The 14,860-nt window shown below is 35.5% G+C and carries 28 protein-coding genes; all 28 read right to left on the bottom strand.

Annotation, left to right across the window (positions count from 1 at the left end; all coding sequences use genetic code 11):
* Positions 1-6: 6 nt before the first annotated feature.
* The 28 genes from rpsM to rpsL all read right to left on the bottom strand — a co-directional run bounded on the left by rpsM (position 7) and on the right by rpsL (position 14,782).
* Positions 7-381, bottom strand: coding sequence for a 30S ribosomal protein S13 (gene rpsM / locus AC3Y25_RS14815; protein WP_008464322.1), 375 nt, complete (start codon positions 379-381; stop codon positions 7-9).
* A gap of 2 nt (positions 382-383) precedes the next feature.
* Positions 384-500, bottom strand: coding sequence for a type B 50S ribosomal protein L36 (gene ykgO / locus AC3Y25_RS14810; protein ID WP_002987490.1), 117 nt, complete (start codon positions 498-500; stop codon positions 384-386).
* A gap of 12 nt (positions 501-512) precedes the next feature.
* Entirely contained in the window at positions 513-728 is a 216-nt protein-coding gene (gene infA, locus AC3Y25_RS14805) for a translation initiation factor IF-1 (protein ID WP_007136545.1), read from the bottom strand.
* Positions 729-735: 7 nt separating this feature from the next.
* Positions 736-2,082 (bottom strand): preprotein translocase subunit SecY, encoded by a 1,347-nt coding sequence (gene secY, locus AC3Y25_RS14800; protein WP_007803669.1) that lies wholly within the window; start codon positions 2,080-2,082, stop codon positions 736-738.
* Positions 2,083-2,095: 13 nt separating this feature from the next.
* Positions 2,096-2,548 (bottom strand): 50S ribosomal protein L15, encoded by a 453-nt coding sequence (gene rplO / locus AC3Y25_RS14795; RefSeq protein ID WP_095931496.1) that lies wholly within the window; start codon positions 2,546-2,548, stop codon positions 2,096-2,098.
* An 11-nt stretch (positions 2,549-2,559) separates the two neighbouring features.
* Positions 2,560-2,742, bottom strand: coding sequence for a 50S ribosomal protein L30 (gene rpmD / locus AC3Y25_RS14790; protein WP_008464315.1), 183 nt, complete (start codon positions 2,740-2,742; stop codon positions 2,560-2,562).
* 11 nt (positions 2,743-2,753) lie between these two features.
* Positions 2,754-3,278, bottom strand: coding sequence for a 30S ribosomal protein S5 (gene rpsE / locus AC3Y25_RS14785; RefSeq protein ID WP_085949269.1), 525 nt, complete (start codon positions 3,276-3,278; stop codon positions 2,754-2,756).
* A gap of 3 nt (positions 3,279-3,281) precedes the next feature.
* Positions 3,282-3,632, bottom strand: coding sequence for a 50S ribosomal protein L18 (rplR, locus tag AC3Y25_RS14780; protein ID WP_035650451.1), 351 nt, complete (start codon positions 3,630-3,632; stop codon positions 3,282-3,284).
* An 11-nt stretch (positions 3,633-3,643) separates the two neighbouring features.
* The gene (gene rplF, locus AC3Y25_RS14775; RefSeq protein ID WP_248728271.1) at positions 3,644-4,186 is read right to left on the bottom strand and encodes a 50S ribosomal protein L6; all 543 of its coding nucleotides are present in this window, start codon (positions 4,184-4,186) and stop codon (positions 3,644-3,646) included.
* A gap of 19 nt (positions 4,187-4,205) precedes the next feature.
* On the bottom strand, positions 4,206-4,604 hold the full coding sequence (gene rpsH / locus AC3Y25_RS14770) for a 30S ribosomal protein S8 (protein ID WP_008464306.1): 399 nt from the start codon (positions 4,602-4,604) through the stop codon (positions 4,206-4,208).
* 105 nt (positions 4,605-4,709) lie between these two features.
* Entirely contained in the window at positions 4,710-4,979 is a 270-nt protein-coding gene (gene rpsN, locus AC3Y25_RS14765; protein ID WP_489903238.1) for a 30S ribosomal protein S14, read from the bottom strand.
* Positions 4,980-4,982: 3 nt separating this feature from the next.
* The gene (rplE, locus tag AC3Y25_RS14760) at positions 4,983-5,534 is read right to left on the bottom strand and encodes a 50S ribosomal protein L5 (RefSeq protein ID WP_012022484.1); all 552 of its coding nucleotides are present in this window, start codon (positions 5,532-5,534) and stop codon (positions 4,983-4,985) included.
* Between the two features lie 2 nt (positions 5,535-5,536).
* The gene (gene rplX / locus AC3Y25_RS14755) at positions 5,537-5,851 is read right to left on the bottom strand and encodes a 50S ribosomal protein L24 (RefSeq protein WP_026727873.1); all 315 of its coding nucleotides are present in this window, start codon (positions 5,849-5,851) and stop codon (positions 5,537-5,539) included.
* 11 nt (positions 5,852-5,862) lie between these two features.
* Entirely contained in the window at positions 5,863-6,231 is a 369-nt protein-coding gene (rplN, locus tag AC3Y25_RS14750) for a 50S ribosomal protein L14 (RefSeq protein WP_007803649.1), read from the bottom strand.
* Between the two features lie 2 nt (positions 6,232-6,233).
* Positions 6,234-6,494, bottom strand: a complete 261-nt coding sequence (gene rpsQ, locus AC3Y25_RS14745) for a 30S ribosomal protein S17 (protein ID WP_012022485.1) — start codon at positions 6,492-6,494, stop codon at positions 6,234-6,236.
* A 17-nt stretch (positions 6,495-6,511) separates the two neighbouring features.
* Positions 6,512-6,703, bottom strand: coding sequence for a 50S ribosomal protein L29 (rpmC, locus tag AC3Y25_RS14740; protein ID WP_008464297.1), 192 nt, complete (start codon positions 6,701-6,703; stop codon positions 6,512-6,514).
* Between the two features lie 12 nt (positions 6,704-6,715).
* Complete coding sequence (rplP, locus tag AC3Y25_RS14735) at positions 6,716-7,141, bottom strand: 50S ribosomal protein L16 (protein ID WP_008464295.1); 426 nt, start codon at positions 7,139-7,141, stop codon at positions 6,716-6,718.
* A 19-nt stretch (positions 7,142-7,160) separates the two neighbouring features.
* Complete coding sequence (rpsC, locus tag AC3Y25_RS14730) at positions 7,161-7,919, bottom strand: 30S ribosomal protein S3 (RefSeq protein WP_008464292.1); 759 nt, start codon at positions 7,917-7,919, stop codon at positions 7,161-7,163.
* 5 nt (positions 7,920-7,924) lie between these two features.
* Positions 7,925-8,338 (bottom strand): 50S ribosomal protein L22, encoded by a 414-nt coding sequence (rplV, locus tag AC3Y25_RS14725; protein WP_007803631.1) that lies wholly within the window; start codon positions 8,336-8,338, stop codon positions 7,925-7,927.
* An 8-nt stretch (positions 8,339-8,346) separates the two neighbouring features.
* Positions 8,347-8,625 (bottom strand): 30S ribosomal protein S19, encoded by a 279-nt coding sequence (gene rpsS / locus AC3Y25_RS14720; RefSeq protein WP_008464288.1) that lies wholly within the window; start codon positions 8,623-8,625, stop codon positions 8,347-8,349.
* Between the two features lie 6 nt (positions 8,626-8,631).
* Positions 8,632-9,456, bottom strand: coding sequence for a 50S ribosomal protein L2 (gene rplB / locus AC3Y25_RS14715; protein ID WP_008464287.1), 825 nt, complete (start codon positions 9,454-9,456; stop codon positions 8,632-8,634).
* Positions 9,457-9,465: 9 nt separating this feature from the next.
* The gene (gene rplW / locus AC3Y25_RS14710; protein ID WP_008464286.1) at positions 9,466-9,756 is read right to left on the bottom strand and encodes a 50S ribosomal protein L23; all 291 of its coding nucleotides are present in this window, start codon (positions 9,754-9,756) and stop codon (positions 9,466-9,468) included.
* A 7-nt stretch (positions 9,757-9,763) separates the two neighbouring features.
* The gene (gene rplD / locus AC3Y25_RS14705; RefSeq protein WP_111379744.1) at positions 9,764-10,393 is read right to left on the bottom strand and encodes a 50S ribosomal protein L4; all 630 of its coding nucleotides are present in this window, start codon (positions 10,391-10,393) and stop codon (positions 9,764-9,766) included.
* Positions 10,393-11,010, bottom strand: a complete 618-nt coding sequence (rplC, locus tag AC3Y25_RS14700) for a 50S ribosomal protein L3 (protein WP_095931500.1) — start codon at positions 11,008-11,010, stop codon at positions 10,393-10,395. Before rplC ends, rplD begins: the two co-directional genes overlap by 1 nt.
* A 404-nt stretch (positions 11,011-11,414) precedes the next feature.
* Positions 11,415-11,720, bottom strand: a complete 306-nt coding sequence (rpsJ, locus tag AC3Y25_RS14695; RefSeq protein ID WP_007803605.1) for a 30S ribosomal protein S10 — start codon at positions 11,718-11,720, stop codon at positions 11,415-11,417.
* A gap of 10 nt (positions 11,721-11,730) precedes the next feature.
* Positions 11,731-13,887, bottom strand: a complete 2,157-nt coding sequence (gene fusA / locus AC3Y25_RS14690) for an elongation factor G (RefSeq protein WP_111364460.1) — start codon at positions 13,885-13,887, stop codon at positions 11,731-11,733.
* A 10-nt stretch (positions 13,888-13,897) separates the two neighbouring features.
* A complete protein-coding gene (gene rpsG / locus AC3Y25_RS14685) occupies positions 13,898-14,374 on the bottom strand; it encodes a 30S ribosomal protein S7 (RefSeq protein WP_026727879.1) in 477 nt (158 codons plus the stop codon).
* Between the two features lie 24 nt (positions 14,375-14,398).
* Positions 14,399-14,782: a 30S ribosomal protein S12 gene (rpsL, locus tag AC3Y25_RS14680; protein WP_007136570.1), complete on the bottom strand. Its 384-nt coding sequence runs from the start codon at positions 14,780-14,782 to the stop codon at positions 14,399-14,401.
* Positions 14,783-14,860: the final 78 nt, after the last annotated feature.

Genomic DNA, 14,860 nt, shown 5'->3' with positions numbered 1-14,860 from the left:
TACTTATTATTTAGTTGCTTTTTTCTTGTTAGCAACAGTTTTTCTTTTACCTTTTCTTGTTCTTGAGTTGTTTTTAGTTCTTTGCCCTCTTAATGGAAGACCAGATCTATGACGAATACCTCTGTAACATCCGATATCCATTAAACGCTTAATGTTTAAAGATATTTCAGAACGTAATTCTCCTTCAATTTTGTAAAATGAAACAGCTTCACGAATCGCTCCGATTTCATCATCATTCCAATCTTGAACTTTTTTATCTTGGCTAACTTGAGCTTTTTCCAAAATCTCGATAGCTCTACTTTTTCCTAATCCGAAGATGTAGGTAAGTGCAATAACACCTCTTTTGTTTTTTGGGATATCTACCCCTGCTATTCTTGCCATAATTATCCTTGTCTTTGTTTAAATCTAGGATTCTTTTTGTTTATTACGTACAGTCTCCCTTTTCTACGCACGATAATGCACTCGGCACTTCTCTTTTTTACTGATGCTCTAACTTTCATAGTGAATATCCTTTAATATCGATAAGTAATTCTTGCTTTTGACAAATCGTATGGACTCATTTCTAGTTTCACTTTATCACCAGGTAATAACTTGATGTAATGCATACGCATTTTTCCAGAAATATGAGCAATTACGATATGTCCATTTTCTAACTCTACACGGAACATCGCATTTGACAATGCTTCAATGATTGATCCGTCTTGTTCTATTGCTGATTGTTTTGCCATAAATATATTAAGCTACCGCTTTTCTATTTTTACCAGTCTTCATTAAACCATCATAATGTTTGTTTAACAAGTATGAATTGATTTGTTGAATAGTATCTATTGCAACACCAACCATAATTATTAATGAGGTACCTCCAAAAAACATCGCCCAAGATTGTTGTACATCCATAATACTTACAACAATAGCTGGGAACACAGCAATCAAAGCAAGGAATAAAGATCCTGGGAAAGTTATTAAAGACATCACTTTATCAAGGAAATCAGAAGTTTCCGCTCCAGGACGAACTCCAGGAATAAAACCGCCGCTTCTCTTTAAATCATCAGCCATTTTGTTAGTAGGTACAGTGATCGCAGTATAAAAGAATGTAAATACAATAATTAAAGTTGCAAAAACAAAATTATACCAGAAACCAAACATATTACTAAATGCACCAACAATAGATTGTGATGTATCTGATTTAGACAATCCAGCTACAGCCGCAGGAATAAACATAATTGCCTGAGCAAAAATAATTGGCATAACTCCAGAAGCATTAAGCTTTAGAGGAATCCATTGTCTATTACCTCCTGCCAAATCTTGCTCGTAATCTCCTGTAGTTGTACGACGAGCATACTGAACAGGGATTCTACGTACTGCCATTGTAAGCAATACACAAGAGATGATAACTAATAACCACACAATAATTTCAATAACTAATAACATTGGACCTCCATTGTTATTGGTAACACGAGTTGTAAACTCTTGGATAAAAGCTTGCGGTAAACGAGCTAAAATACCAACCATAATTAACAATGAAATACCATTTCCAATACCTTTATCTGTAATTTTCTCACCAAGCCACATAGCAAAAATTGTACCAGTAACCAAAATGATAACAGACGAGAACAAAAATTCAGGAGAATTAAAGCCTAGCAAAAATGCATTACTAGGCAATGTTCTGTATAAATTATAGATATAAGTTGGACCTTGAACCAATGTGATAGCGATTGTCAACCAACGAGTGATTTGATTAATCTTTTTTCTACCACTTTCCCCATCATTTTGAAGTTTTTGTAAATATGGAATCGCAATCCCCATCAACTGAACAACAATAGACGCAGAAATATAAGGCATGATACCTAAAGCAAAAACTGAAGCCTTAGAGAAAGCACCCCCGGTGAACATGTCTAGGATAGATCCTAAACCATTTTTAGTTTGTCCCGCTAAACCAGTCAATTGCGTTGCGTCAATTCCAGGAAGCGTAACGTGTGCTCCAAAACGATATACTAAAAGCAATCCTAATGTAATTAAGATTCTATTCTTAAGTTCTTCGATTTTCCAAACATTACTTATTGATTCAATAAATTTCTTCATCTTAATAGATAAGTTATATAGTTACAGCTTCTCCACCAGCAGCTTCAATAGCAGCTTTTGCAGTAGCAGTAAATTTGTGGGCAGTTACTTTTAATTTTGCTTTCAATTCTCCTCTACCTAAAATCTTAACGATCTCATTTTTAGTAGCTAGACGATTTGCCACGAACTCTGTCATAGATACAGAATCAGTAATTGCACCGTTATCAACTAATAATTGAAGAGTATCTAAATTAACACCTTCGTATTCTTTACGATTGATGTTTTTGAAACCAAACTTAGGTACACGTCTTTGAAGTGGCATCTGCCCTCCTTCAAAACCAATCTTTTTAGAATAACCAGAACGAGATTTTGCTCCTTTGTGTCCACGTGCAGCGGTACCACCTTTTCCAGAACCTTCTCCTCTACCTAATCTTTTATTTTGATTGTGTGTAGATCCCTCAGCAGGTTGTAAGTTACTTAAATTCATAACAGTATTTGTTATTTAGCTTCTTCAACAGAAACTAAGTGTTTAACTTTGTTTATCATCCCAAGGATAGCAGGATTTGACTCATGCTCCACAACTTGTCCAATTTTACGTAGACCTAAAGCTTCCAACCCTCTCTTTTGAGAAAGAGGACAGTTGATTTTGCTTCTTACTTGTTTTACTAATAATTTAGCCATAATTTCCTGAATTAACCTTTAAAAACTTTCTCTAAAGAAACACCTCTTTGTTTTGCAACAGTATGAGCGCTTCTCATTTGCAATAAAGCATCAAAAGTTGCTTTTACTACGTTATGTGGATTTGATGATCCTTGAGATTTAGACAATACATCGTGAATACCTACTGACTCAAGAACTGAACGAACAGCTCCACCAGCAATAACTCCAGTACCATGAGACGCTGGAATTAAGAATACGCGTGCACCACCAAATTTACCTTTTTGTTCGTGAGGAACAGATTGTCCATTCAAAGGAATTCTAACTAAATTTTTCTTAGCATCTTCTACTGCTTTCGCAATTGCTTCAGAAACGTCTTTAGATTTTCCTAATCCATGACCAACTACTCCATTTTCATCACCTACAACTACAATAGCAGAAAAACCGAAAGCTCTACCACCTTTTGTAACTTTAGTAACACGATTAACACTAACTAGACGATCTTTTAATTCAAGACCACTAGGTTTTACCAATTCTACATTTTTGTATTTAGACATAATATATTAGAATTTAAGTCCAGCGGCTCTTGCGCCTTCTGCTAATGATTTAATACGCCCGTGATATAAATATCCACCTCTATCAAAAGTGATGGTATCAATCCCAGCTTTTAACGCTTTCTCCGCAACTAGTTTTCCAACAGCAGCAGCTACTTCAACGTTAGTACCTTTTCCTATTTCTTTTTCTCTAGAAGATGCAGCTAAGATAGTAACTCCATTTACATCATCAATAATTTGAGCGTAAATTTCTTTATTACTTCTAAAAACAGAAAGTCTAGGTCTTGCAGCAGAACCACTAACCGATTTTCTAATTCTGAATTTAATTCTCTGTCTTCTTTCAGATTTTGTTAATGACATAATCTTATATTTTAAGCTGATTTACCTGCTTTTCTTCTTAATACTTCACCCACAAATTTAACACCTTTTCCTTTGTATGGCTCAGGCTTACGGAAACCTCTGATTTTCGCAGCTACTTGACCTAAAAGTTGTTTATCAAACGATGTTAATTTTACGATAGGGTTCTTACCTTTTTCAGATACTGTTTCTAAAGATACTTCTGGAGCAATTTCTAAAACAATATTGTGAGAATATCCAAGAGCTAAATCTAATTTTTGACCTTGGTTTGAAGCTCTATAACCTACTCCAACTAATTCTAGTTCTTTTGTGAAACCTTCAGATACACCAACAATCATATTATTGATCAAAGATCTAAATAATCCGTGTTTTGCTCTATGGTCTTTATGATCAGACGATCTTTCAACTAAAACTTGATCGCCTTCAACAGTTACATTTACGTCCGAAAACTCTTGTACTAGTTGACCTCTTTTTCCTTTTACTGTAATAATACCGTCTTTAACTTCAACAGTTACACCAGCAGGGATTACAATTGGGCTTTTACCTATTCTTGACATCTTTATCTAGTGTTTAAAATTAGTATACGTAACAAATTACTTCACCACCTACATTTAATTGCTTAGCTTGTTTTCCTGTCATCAAACCTTTTGATGTAGAAACAATAGCAATTCCTAATCCGTTAAGGATTCTAGGTAATTTGGCAGCACCTGCGTACTTACGTAAACCAGGTTTACTAATTCTTTGGATATCTTTGATTACAGGCTCTTTAGTATCTTTATCATACTTCAAAGCAATTTTGATAGAACCTTGAACTGTGTTCTGCTCAAATTTGTAACTTAAGATATAACCTTGATCAAATAAGATCTTAGTTATCTCTTTTTTAAGATTAGATGCTGGAATTTCAACAACTTTGTGGTTTGCAGCCACAGCGTTACGAACTCTAGTCAAATAATCTGCAATAGGATCTGTATACATATGTATTTGATTGCGATTATGGTTTTCGGGAGATACTCATCTCCCGAACCTTTAATCAATTAAAAATTATTTTTTGGTTTGCAAAAGTAATAACTTATTGCCAGATTACCAAGATGCTTTTTTAATACCAGGAATTAATCCATTGTTAGCCATTTCACGGAAAGTTACACGTGAAATACCGAATTGACGGATGTAACCTCTAGGTCTACCTGTTAACTTACAACGGTTGTGTAAACGAACTGGTGAAGCATTTTTAGGTAATCTTTGTAAACCTTCATAGTCTCCAGCTTCTAATAAAGCTTTTCTCTTTTCAGCGTACTTAGCTACCGTTTTCTCTCTTTTCACCTCGCGGGCTTTCATTGATTCTTTAGCCATGTCTTAATTCTTTTTAAAAGGTAATCCTAATTCAGCCAATAATGACTTTGCTTCCTTGTCTGTTTTTGCAGTAGTAACAAAAGTAATATCCATTCCTGAAATTTTGTTTACTTTGTCAATATCAATTTCTGGGAAAATGATTTGCTCTAAAACTCCAAGATTGTAGTTACCTCTTCCGTCGAATCCAGTAGCTTTAATACCACCAAAATCTCTAACACGTGGTAAAGCAGAAGTGATAAGTCTATCTAAAAACTCATACATTCTTTCTCCACGTAAAGTAACTTTTGCTCCAATAGGCATTCCTTTTCTCAATTTGAAAGACGCAACGTCTTTCTTAGAGATTGTAGAAACTGCTTTTTGTCCAGTGATCTTTGTTAACTCATCAACTGCATAGTCAATAAGTTTTTTATCAGATACAGCTGCACCAACTCCACGGCTCAAAACGATTTTCTCAAGTTTAGGAACTTGCATCACGTTTGTATATCCGAACTCTTCTTTAAGAGCAGAGATTACTCTACTCTTATATTCTTCTTTTAGTCTAGGTGTATATGCCATTACTATAGTACTTGATTAGATTTTTTTGAAAATCTTACTTTCTTATCTCCTTCTACTCTAATACCTACTCTAGTTGTCTCCTTAGTTTTAGGATCAATTAAAGCAATGTTAGAAATTTGAATAGAAGCTTCTTTCTTAACGATACCACCTTGAGGGTTTTTAGCACTTGGTTTAGTATGTTTAGAAACCATGTTTACACCTTCAACGATCGCTTTGTTTTTTTCACGGTAAACACGTAAAACTTTACCTTCAGCCCCTTTATGGTCTCCAGCAATAACTCTTACGATATCTCCTGATTTTATTTTTAGCTTTATCATCTTAAAACGAATTAAAGCACTTCTGGTGCTAATGATACAATTTTCATGAATTGTTTTTCACGAAGTTCTCTTGCTACCGGACCAAAAACACGAGTTCCTCTCATTTCCCCTGCAGCGTTCAAAAGAACACATGCATTGTCATCGAAACGGATATAAGAACCATCAGCTCTTCTCACTTCTTTTTTAGTACGCACAACAACTGCAGTTGAAACAGCTCCTTTTTTCACGTTTCCGTTTGGAGTTGCATCTTTGATAGAAACTACAATTTTGTCACCAACAGAGGCATATCTTCTTTTAGTACCTCCTAAAACACGAATAGTTAAAACTTCTTTAGCTCCCGTGTTATCTGCTACTTTTAGTCTTGATTCTTGTTGTACCATAATTATTTAGCTCTTTCTAAGATTTCAACTAATCTCCAACATTTTGTTTTACTTAAAGGACGCGTTTCGCTAATTCTTACAGTATCTCCAATGTTACAGTCGTTTGTTTCGTCGTGTGCAACATATTTCTTAGTTTTCAACACGAACTTACCGTATAATGGGTGTTTTACTTTTCTTACTTCCGAAATAACGATAGATTTATCCATCTTATTTGAAGTAACAACACCTATTCTTTCTTTTCTTAAATTTCTTTTTTCTTCCATCTTTCAGCAGAATACAATTATTGTAACTCTCTTTTAGTTAACTCTGTAGCTAATCTTGCAACTGTTCTTCTAACGCTTCTAATTTGAAGTGGGTTAGCAATTGGAGAGATTGCGTGAGCCATTTTTAGGTCAGCATATACTTTCTTAGTTTGACTAAGCTTTTCTTGCAACTCCGCTGCAGAAAGATCTTTTATTTCTGATTGTTTCATAATAAATATAAATTATGCTTCGAAATCTCTAGCAACGACGAACTTAGTTTTTACTGGAAGTTTTTGAGCTGCAAGACGTAAAGCCTCTTTTGCAACTGACAATGGAACTCCTCCAACTTCAAACATAATTCTTCCTGGTTTAACAACAGCAGCCCAATACTCAACTGCTCCTTTACCTTTACCCATACGTACTTCAAGAGGTTTCTTAGTAATAGGTTTGTCTGGGAAAATTTTAATCCATAATTGTCCCTCTCTTTTCATGTAACGAGTTGCAGCGATACGTGCAGCTTCGATTTGACGAGAAGTTAAGAACATTCCATCTTCATGTACAGATTTAATACCAAACATTCCATTTGAAAGTTCATGCCCTCTTTGAGAGTTACCTTTCATTCTACCTTTTTGTACCTTACGGTATTTTGTTCTTTTAGGCTGTAACATTTTTCTTTAGTTTAAAAATTTACTTTCTTTTACGAGCGTCTGGTTTTCCACCTTTGTTAAAGTTAGATTTGCCTCTAGGAGCATCTCCACCTTTTCCACCACCTGTACCAGATTGTTTTTTATCCATTCCAGCAAGTGGAGAAAGTTCTCTCTTACCGTAAACTTCACCTTTCATGATCCACACTTTGATCCCCATTCTACCGTAAGTAGTGTGAGCTTCAGCAAGTGCATAATCAATGTCAGCTCTGAAAGTTGATAGAGGAATTCTACCTTCTTTGAAACCTTCCGAACGCGCCATCTCAGCACCATTCAAACGACCAGAAATCAAAACTTTGATACCTTCAGCGTTCATACGCATAGAAGCAGCAATAGCCATTTTGATTGCACGTCTGTAAGAAATACGGCTTTCGATTTGACGAGCGATGCTTGTCGCCACAAGATAAGCATCTAACTCAGGTCTTTTAATTTCAAAGATGTTGATTTGAACCTCTTTGTCAGTAACTTTCTTAAGTTCTTCTTTTAACTTGTCTACCTCTTGTCCACCTTTTCCGATAATGATACCAGGTCTAGCAGTAGTGATAGTAACGGTTACAAGTTTCAAAGTTCTCTCGATGATTACTTTTGATACACTAGCTTTTGATAAACGAGCGTGGATATACTTTCTGATTTTGTGATCTTCGGCAAGTTTATCACCGTAATCATTTCCACCATACCAGTTTGAGTCCCATCCTCTGATGATACCAAGTCTATTTCCAATTGGATTTGTCTTTTGTCCCATGCTGCTTAAGAATTGCTTTGTGTGTTATTGATAGCTCCAAGCACGATTGTTACGTGATTAGAACGTTTTCTTATTCTGTGTGCACGACCTTGTGGAGCTGGACGAAGTCTTTTTAACATCATTCCACCATCTACTCTGATCTCTTTAACAAATAATCCAGCCTCTTCTAAATTACCTTCACTATTTTTTTGCTCCCAGTTATTGATTGCAGATAATAATAGTTTTTCTAATTTTCTTGAAGCTTCTTTAGAACTGAATCTTAAAATGTTAAGTGCTCTTTCTACCTTCTGACCTCTTACCAAGTCCGCTACTAAGCGCATTTTTCTAGGTGAAGTAGGGCAGTTATTCAATTTTGCGAAAGCGATAGACTTATTAGCCTCTTTTCTCGCATCTGCTGTTTCTCTTTTACGAACTCCCATTGCTTCTTTTATTTTTTACCTTTATTTTTTGCTCCAGCATGACCTCTAAAAGATCTAGTTGGCGAAAACTCTCCTAATTTGTGACCTACCATGTTTTCTGTTACGTAAACTGGTACAAATTGACGACCGTTATGAACTGCGATAGTTTGTCCAACGAAATCTGGAGTAATCATTGAAGCTCTAGACCAAGTCTTAACAACTGCATTTTTACCACTTTCTACGTTTTCTTGAACTTTCTTGTCTAATTTATAATGAACGAAAGGTCCTTTTTTTAATGAACGTGCCATATCTTATTATTTCTTTCTACGTTCTACGATATACTTGTTACTCGGGTTTTTCTTAGAACGAGTTCTGTAACCTTTAGCTGGCAATCCGTTTCTTGAACGTGGGTGCCCTCCAGAAGAACGTCCTTCACCACCTCCCATAGGGTGATCAACTGGGTTCATCGCTACTGGTCTAGTTCTAGGTCTTCTTCCTAACCATCTTGTTCTACCTGCTTTTCCAGATACAACTAATTGGTGGTCAGAGTTAGAAACAGCTCCAATTGTAGCCGAACAAGTTAACAAGATTAATCTTGTCTCACCAGAAGGCATTTTAATTGTTGCATATTTCCCGTCTCTTGCCATTAACTGAGCAAAAGTTCCAGCTGAACGAGCGATAACCGCTCCTTGTCCTGGACGTAACTCAATACAAGATATAACAGTTCCAAGAGGAATTCTGCTTAAAGGTAATGTATTACCGATTTCTGGTTGAGACTCTGGTCCAGAAACTAATTTCTGACCAACTTTCAATCCATTTTGTGCGATAATATAAGTTTTCTCTCCATCAGCGTAAGCTAATAAAGCGATAAATGCAGTACGATTTGGATCATATTCAATTGATTTCACTGTAGCTGGAATTCCATCTTTAGTTCTTTTGAAATCAATAATACGATATCTCTGCTTGTGACCACCACCCGTATAACGCATGGTCATCTTTCCTTGACTATTTCTACCTCCTGAGTTTTTTATCGGCGCTATCAATGAGCGTTCCGGCTTATCAGTTGTAATAGCGTCATAACCATTCACAACTCTAAATCGCTGACCCGGGGTAATAGGTTTTAATTTTCTTACTGACATTTTTCTATCTTAGATATTGTTGTAAAAATCAATTGTTTCTCCTTCTTGTACTTGTACAATTGCTTTTTTATAAGCATTTGTCTTTCCACTGATTAAACCACTTTTAGTGTATTTAGTAGATCTATCTGGTCTCACATTCATTGTGTTAACAGAAACGATAGTTACTCCATAAGCAGCTTCAACAGCTTTCTTAATCTCAACTTTGTTTGCTTTTTTGTTAACAACGAATCCGAAGCGGTTTAGAACTTCACTTTCTTTGGTTACTTTTTCCGTTACTATAGGTCTAATAATAATGCTCATATTCCTATTATTTACTTAAATTTTCTTCAATTAACTCTAAAGAACCTTCCAAAAGCACTAAATTATTAGCGTTTAATATTGCGTAAGTGCTTAATTCTGAGCTAGTTACGACGTTTGAAGCCTTTAAATTACGTGACGACAAATATACATTTTTATTTGACTCGCCCAACACAAATAAAGATTTTTTATTCTCTAACCCTAAAGCTTTCAAAACGTTAATGAAATTTTTAGTGTTTGGCGCTTCAAAATTAAAGTCTTCTAAAACTACGATATTTGACTCTTTTGCTTTGATTGAGAACGCTGATTTTCTAGCTAATCTCTTTAAGCCTTTATTCAATTTGAATGAATAACTTCTTGGTCTTGGCCCAAAAACTGTTCCACCACCTTTAAACAATGGATTCTTAACACTTCCTGCACGTGCAGTACCAGTTCCTTTTTGTTTTTTAATCTTACGCGTACTTCCAGTTACTTCAGCTCTTTCTTTAGCTTTGTGAGTACCTTGTCTTTGATTAGCAAGATATTGCTTAACATCAAGATATACTGCGTGATTGTTTGGCTCAATTGCGAATACTGAATCAGAAAGTTGAACTTTTCTACCAGTATCTTTTCCGTTGAAATCTAATACTTTTACTTCCATTACTTCTGAATGATTACATAAGAGTTTTTGTGCCCAGGAACGCATCCTTTAACAACAAGTAGATTCTTATCAGCAACTACTTTTAAAACTCTAAGGTTTTGAATTTTTACATTTTCTCCTCCCATTCTTCCAGCCATACGCATTCCTTTGAACACTCTAGATGGATAAGAAGAAGCTCCTACAGAACCTGGCGCTCTTAAACGGTTGTGCTGACCATGAGTAGCTTGTCCAACACCACCAAAACCGTGACGCTTAACAACACCCTGAAAACCTTTACCTTTAGACACACCTTGTACATCCACAAATTCTCCTTCTGCAAAAATAGTAACATCTACAAGATCTCCTAATTTTTGTTCAGTTGCAAAATCCTGAAATTCAACGACTTTTTTCTTAGCAACAGTTCCAGCTTTTTTAAAGTGCCCTAAAGCAGCTTTAGTAGAATGTTTCTCGTTTTTGTCATCGAAACCAAGTTGCAACGCTTCATACCCGTCAACCTCTTTGGTTCTGACTTGGGTAACAACGCATGGGCCAGCTTCGATTACTGTACAAGGAATGTTTTTCCCGTTTTCATCAAAGATACTAGTCATGCCGATTTTCTTACCAATTAACCCAGACATAAATATTAATTATTAATTACTAAAATTCCCTTCAATTTGAAAATAACAGAAATTTCCAAACAGGGAGTGCAAAAGTAGACATTAAAAACGAATATACCAAACAGTTGCAAAAATTAAATCGCTCATAATCAAAATCCAAGCTCCAAAACAATACCAAAACCGACCTTAATTATAACAAAATTTGAGTCTATTTTTTCAATCTTCAAGCAACCCAATCATAACAATTAATTAATAAAATCACAACAAAAAAAACTCGCATCCCTTTAAAACAAAGGCTTTTACAAAAAAGCAAAAATTTTTATAAATAAAAAATAAATAAATTTCACAACCTAAAAACAACTTTTTAAAACAAAAAAAGCGAGACAAAAAATGCCTCGCTTTTTATATAAAAAAATATAAAAAAATTATACCTTAATCTCTACTTCAACTCCACTTGGCAATTCAAGTTTCATTAAAGCATCAATAGTTTTAGATGAAGATGAATAAATATCAATCAATCTCTTGTATGACATTACTTCAAATTGCTCTCTCGCTTTTTTATTAACGTGCGGAGAACGTAATACAGTGAAAAGTTTTTTGTGAGTTGGCAACGGAATTGGACCTGTTACAACCGCTCCAGTAGTTTTTACTGTTTTTACGATCTTTTCAGCAGATTTATCCACCAACATGTGATCGTAAGATTTTAGTTTTATTCTGATTTTTTGACTCATTTTCTTAAAATTAAGCGTTACCTTTTGCTTTTTTGATTACCTCTTCTGAAATATTAGAAGGTGTTTCTGCATAGTGAGAAAACTCCATTGTTGAAGTTGCTCTACCAGAAGATAATGTTCTTAATGTAGTTACATAACCAAACATTTCTGATAAAGGCACGTCAGCTTTGATAGTCTTAGCACCATTTCTATCACCCATGTCATTAACTTGACCTCTACGACGGTTCAAATCACCTACGATATCACCCATGTTTTCTTCTGGAGTAATAACCTCGATTTTCATGATTGGCTCAAGAATAACAGCTCCAGCAGCACGTCCTGACTCTTTATAACCCATTCTAGCAGCTAATTCAAAAGAAAGAGCATCAGAATCCACAGGGTGGAAAGATCCATCTAATAAAGTTACCTTCAAACTATCAACAGCATATCCAGCTAATGGACCTGTTTTCATAGCCTCACGGAAACCTTTTTCAACAGCAGGGATATATTCTTTAGGAACGTTACCACCTTTTACCTCATTAACAAACTGCAATCCTACAGGAACTTTACCATCAACTTCATCAGCAGGCTCGATTCTAAATACGATATCACCGAATTTACCACGACCTCCAGATTGTTTTTTGTAAGTTTCTCTATGTTGAGCAGATTTAGTAAACGCCTCTTTATATTCTACTTGTGGCTCACCTTGGTTAACCTCTACTTTAAACTCACGTTTCATACGATCAACTAAGATATCTAAGTGAAGCTCACCCATACCAGAAATAATAGTTTGACCTGAAGCCTCATCAGTTCTTACTGTAAACGTCGGATCTTCCTCAGCTAATTTAGCCAAAGCCATACCCATTTTATCAACATCAGCTTTAGTCTTAGGCTCAATAGCAATACCAATTACTGGCTCTGGGAATTTCATAGATTCCAAGATAATTGGACTCTTTTCATCACACAAAGTATCTCCTGTTTTGATATCTTTAAATCCTACAGCAGCTCCAATATCTCCAGCCTCAATAAATTCGATTGGATTTTGTTTGTTAGCGTGCATTTGGTAAATACGAGAAATTCTCTCTTTGTTACCAGAACGAGTATTTAAAACATAAGAACCAGCATCTAAACGCCCAGAGTAAGCACGGAAGAAAGCTAAACGACCTACGAATGGATCTGTAGCAATTTTAAATGCCAAAGCAGCAAACGGCTCTTTTACATCTGGACGACGTAAGATTTTAGTTTGATCTTCTTCTAATAATTCAGCATCGTCAGGGTGAATTCCTTCAATACCTTCTTTATCTAATGGAGATGGTAAATACTTACAAACAGCATCTAACATAAATTGAACTCCTTTGTTTTTGAAAGAAGAACCAGCAAGCATAGGAATGATTGCCATATCGATAGTTGCAGCTCTTAAAGCATTGTTGATTTCTTCCTCTGTAATAGAGTTTTCATCTTCCATGTATTTATCCAAAAGATTTTCATCATAAGTTGCAATCTCTTCGATAAGGATAGAACGGTAATGTTTTACATCATCAACCATATCAGCTGGAATGTCAACAATATCAAAAGTAGCCCCTTGAGTTTCATCATGCCATACAATAGCTTGATTTTTAACTAAGTCAACAATCCCTTTGAAATCTGCTTCATCACCAATAGGCAAAGTAATTGCAACCGCATTCGATTTCAACATATCTTTAACCTGTCCGCATACAGCTAAGAAGTTAGCACCTTGACGGTCCATTTTATTTACGAATCCCATACGAGGAACTCTATATTGATCAGCAAGTCTCCAGTTAGTTTCTGATTGAGGCTCAACACCATCAACCGCACTAAATAAGAAAACTAAACCATCAAGTACACGTAAAGAACGGTTTACCTCTACAGTAAAGTCAACGTGCCCAGGAGTATCAATAATATTAAAGTGGTACGGTAATGATTCTGGAATAACCTTACCTTGTACAGTTGGAAAATTCCAAGTACAAGTTGTAGCAGCAGAAGTAATTGTAATACCTCTTTCTTGCTCTTGAGCCATCCAGTCCATTGTTGCAGCACCATCGTGCACCTCACCAATTTTGTGTGACTTTCCAGTATAAAAAAGAATACGCTCAGTTGTTGTTGTTTTACCAGCATCAATGTGAGCAGCGATTCCGATATTTCTTGTATATTTTAAATCTCTAGCCATTTCTTACGAATTAAAATCTAAAGTGAGAGAATGCTTTATTAGCTTCTGCCATTTTGTGAGTATCCATTCTTTTCTTAACCGCAGCACCTTCTTCTTTAGCAGCAGCTAAACACTCAGAAGCTAAACGTTGTGCCATAGATTTTTCATTTCTTCTTCTAGAATAAAGTATTAACCACTTCATTGCCATAGAAATTTTTCTGTCTGGACGAATCTGCATTGGAATTTGGAATGTAGCTCCACCAACTCTACGGCTACGTACTTCTACGTGAGGCATAACGTTAGTTAAAGCATCTTTCCAGATCTCTAATGAAGTTTTCTCATCATTTTGCTTTTTAGTTTCGATGATATCAATTGCATCATAAAATACTTTAAAAGCTGTAGATTTCTTACCATCCCACATTAAGTTGTTCACAAAACGTGTAACTAATTGGTCATTAAACCTTGGATCTGGTAAAAGTGGTCTTTTCTTTGCCGCTCTTTTTCTCATGTCTTTTTCTTAAAAGTTTTTAAATTACTTTTTTGCTTCTTTTGGGCGTTTAGCACCGTACTTAGATCTTCTTTGCGTTCTTCCTGCAACACCTGACGTATCAAGAGCTCCACGAACGATATGATATCTAACACCTGGTAAATCTTTTACCCTTCCACCTCGCACTAATACTATCGAGTGCTCTTGTAGGTTATGTCCTTCACCTGGGATGTAAGCATTCACCTCATTACCATTTGTCAAACGTACACGCGCAACTTTACGCATTGCAGAGTTTGGTTTTTTTGGTGTAGTAGTGTAAACACGCGTACAAACCCCTCTTCTTTGAGGACAAGAATCTAAAGCAACCGATTTACTCTTCTTAGTGATCTGAGTTCTTCCTGTTCTTACTAATTGTTGAATTGTTGGCATAATTAATACTAAAAATTATTATGTTTATTAAATTCCCGCTTTTTACGGGGTTGCAAATGTATAAAATAATTTTCACTA

The organism is Flavobacterium sp. LK-23 (assembly GCF_058135255.1).
Note: the sequence above shows the minus strand (reverse complement) of the source record. Positions and strands in the feature narration are given on the sequence as shown.

Coding starts and splice junctions, on each gene's coding strand:
- rpsM (WP_008464322.1), bottom strand. CDS start 381: ATGGCAAGAATAGCAGGGGTAGATATCCCAAAAAACAAAAGAGGTGTT.
- ykgO (WP_002987490.1), bottom strand. CDS start 500: ATGAAAGTTAGAGCATCAGTAAAAAAGAGAAGTGCCGAGTGCATTATC.
- infA (WP_007136545.1), bottom strand. CDS start 728: ATGGCAAAACAATCAGCAATAGAACAAGACGGATCAATCATTGAAGCA.
- secY (WP_007803669.1), bottom strand. CDS start 2,082: ATGAAGAAATTTATTGAATCAATAAGTAATGTTTGGAAAATCGAAGAA.
- rplO (WP_095931496.1), bottom strand. CDS start 2,548: ATGAATTTAAGTAACTTACAACCTGCTGAGGGATCTACACACAATCAA.
- rpmD (WP_008464315.1), bottom strand. CDS start 2,742: ATGGCTAAATTATTAGTAAAACAAGTAAGAAGCAAAATCAACTGTCCT.
- rplR (WP_035650451.1), bottom strand. CDS start 3,632: ATGTCATTAACAAAATCTGAAAGAAGACAGAGAATTAAATTCAGAATT.
- rplF (WP_248728271.1), bottom strand. CDS start 4,186: ATGTCAAGAATAGGTAAAAGCCCAATTGTAATCCCTGCTGGTGTAACT.
- rpsH (WP_008464306.1), bottom strand. CDS start 4,604: ATGTATACAGATCCTATTGCAGATTATTTGACTAGAGTTCGTAACGCT.
- rpsN (WP_489903238.1), bottom strand. CDS start 4,979: ATGGCTAAAGAATCAATGAAAGCCCGCGAGGTGAAAAGAGAGAAAACG.
- rplE (WP_012022484.1), bottom strand. CDS start 5,534: ATGGCATATACACCTAGACTAAAAGAAGAATATAAGAGTAGAGTAATC.
- rplX (WP_026727873.1), bottom strand. CDS start 5,851: ATGATAAAGCTAAAAATAAAATCAGGAGATATCGTAAGAGTTATTGCT.
- rplN (WP_007803649.1), bottom strand. CDS start 6,231: ATGGTACAACAAGAATCAAGACTAAAAGTAGCAGATAACACGGGAGCT.
- rpsQ (WP_012022485.1), bottom strand. CDS start 6,494: ATGGAAGAAAAAAGAAATTTAAGAAAAGAAAGAATAGGTGTTGTTACT.
- rpmC (WP_008464297.1), bottom strand. CDS start 6,703: ATGAAACAATCAGAAATAAAAGATCTTTCTGCAGCGGAGTTGCAAGAA.
- rplP (WP_008464295.1), bottom strand. CDS start 7,141: ATGTTACAGCCTAAAAGAACAAAATACCGTAAGGTACAAAAAGGTAGA.
- rpsC (WP_008464292.1), bottom strand. CDS start 7,919: ATGGGACAAAAGACAAATCCAATTGGAAATAGACTTGGTATCATCAGA.
- rplV (WP_007803631.1), bottom strand. CDS start 8,338: ATGGGAGTTCGTAAAAGAGAAACAGCAGATGCGAGAAAAGAGGCTAAT.
- rpsS (WP_008464288.1), bottom strand. CDS start 8,625: ATGGCACGTTCATTAAAAAAAGGACCTTTCGTTCATTATAAATTAGAC.
- rplB (WP_008464287.1), bottom strand. CDS start 9,456: ATGTCAGTAAGAAAATTAAAACCTATTACCCCGGGTCAGCGATTTAGA.
- rplW (WP_008464286.1), bottom strand. CDS start 9,756: ATGAGCATTATTATTAGACCTATAGTAACGGAAAAAGTAACCAAAGAA.
- rplD (WP_111379744.1), bottom strand. CDS start 10,393: ATGGAAGTAAAAGTATTAGATTTCAACGGAAAAGATACTGGTAGAAAA.
- rplC (WP_095931500.1), bottom strand. CDS start 11,010: ATGTCTGGGTTAATTGGTAAGAAAATCGGCATGACTAGTATCTTTGAT.
- rpsJ (WP_007803605.1), bottom strand. CDS start 11,720: ATGAGTCAAAAAATCAGAATAAAACTAAAATCTTACGATCACATGTTG.
- fusA (WP_111364460.1), bottom strand. CDS start 13,887: ATGGCTAGAGATTTAAAATATACAAGAAATATCGGAATCGCTGCTCAC.
- rpsG (WP_026727879.1), bottom strand. CDS start 14,374: ATGAGAAAAAGAGCGGCAAAGAAAAGACCACTTTTACCAGATCCAAGG.
- rpsL (WP_007136570.1), bottom strand. CDS start 14,782: ATGCCAACAATTCAACAATTAGTAAGAACAGGAAGAACTCAGATCACT.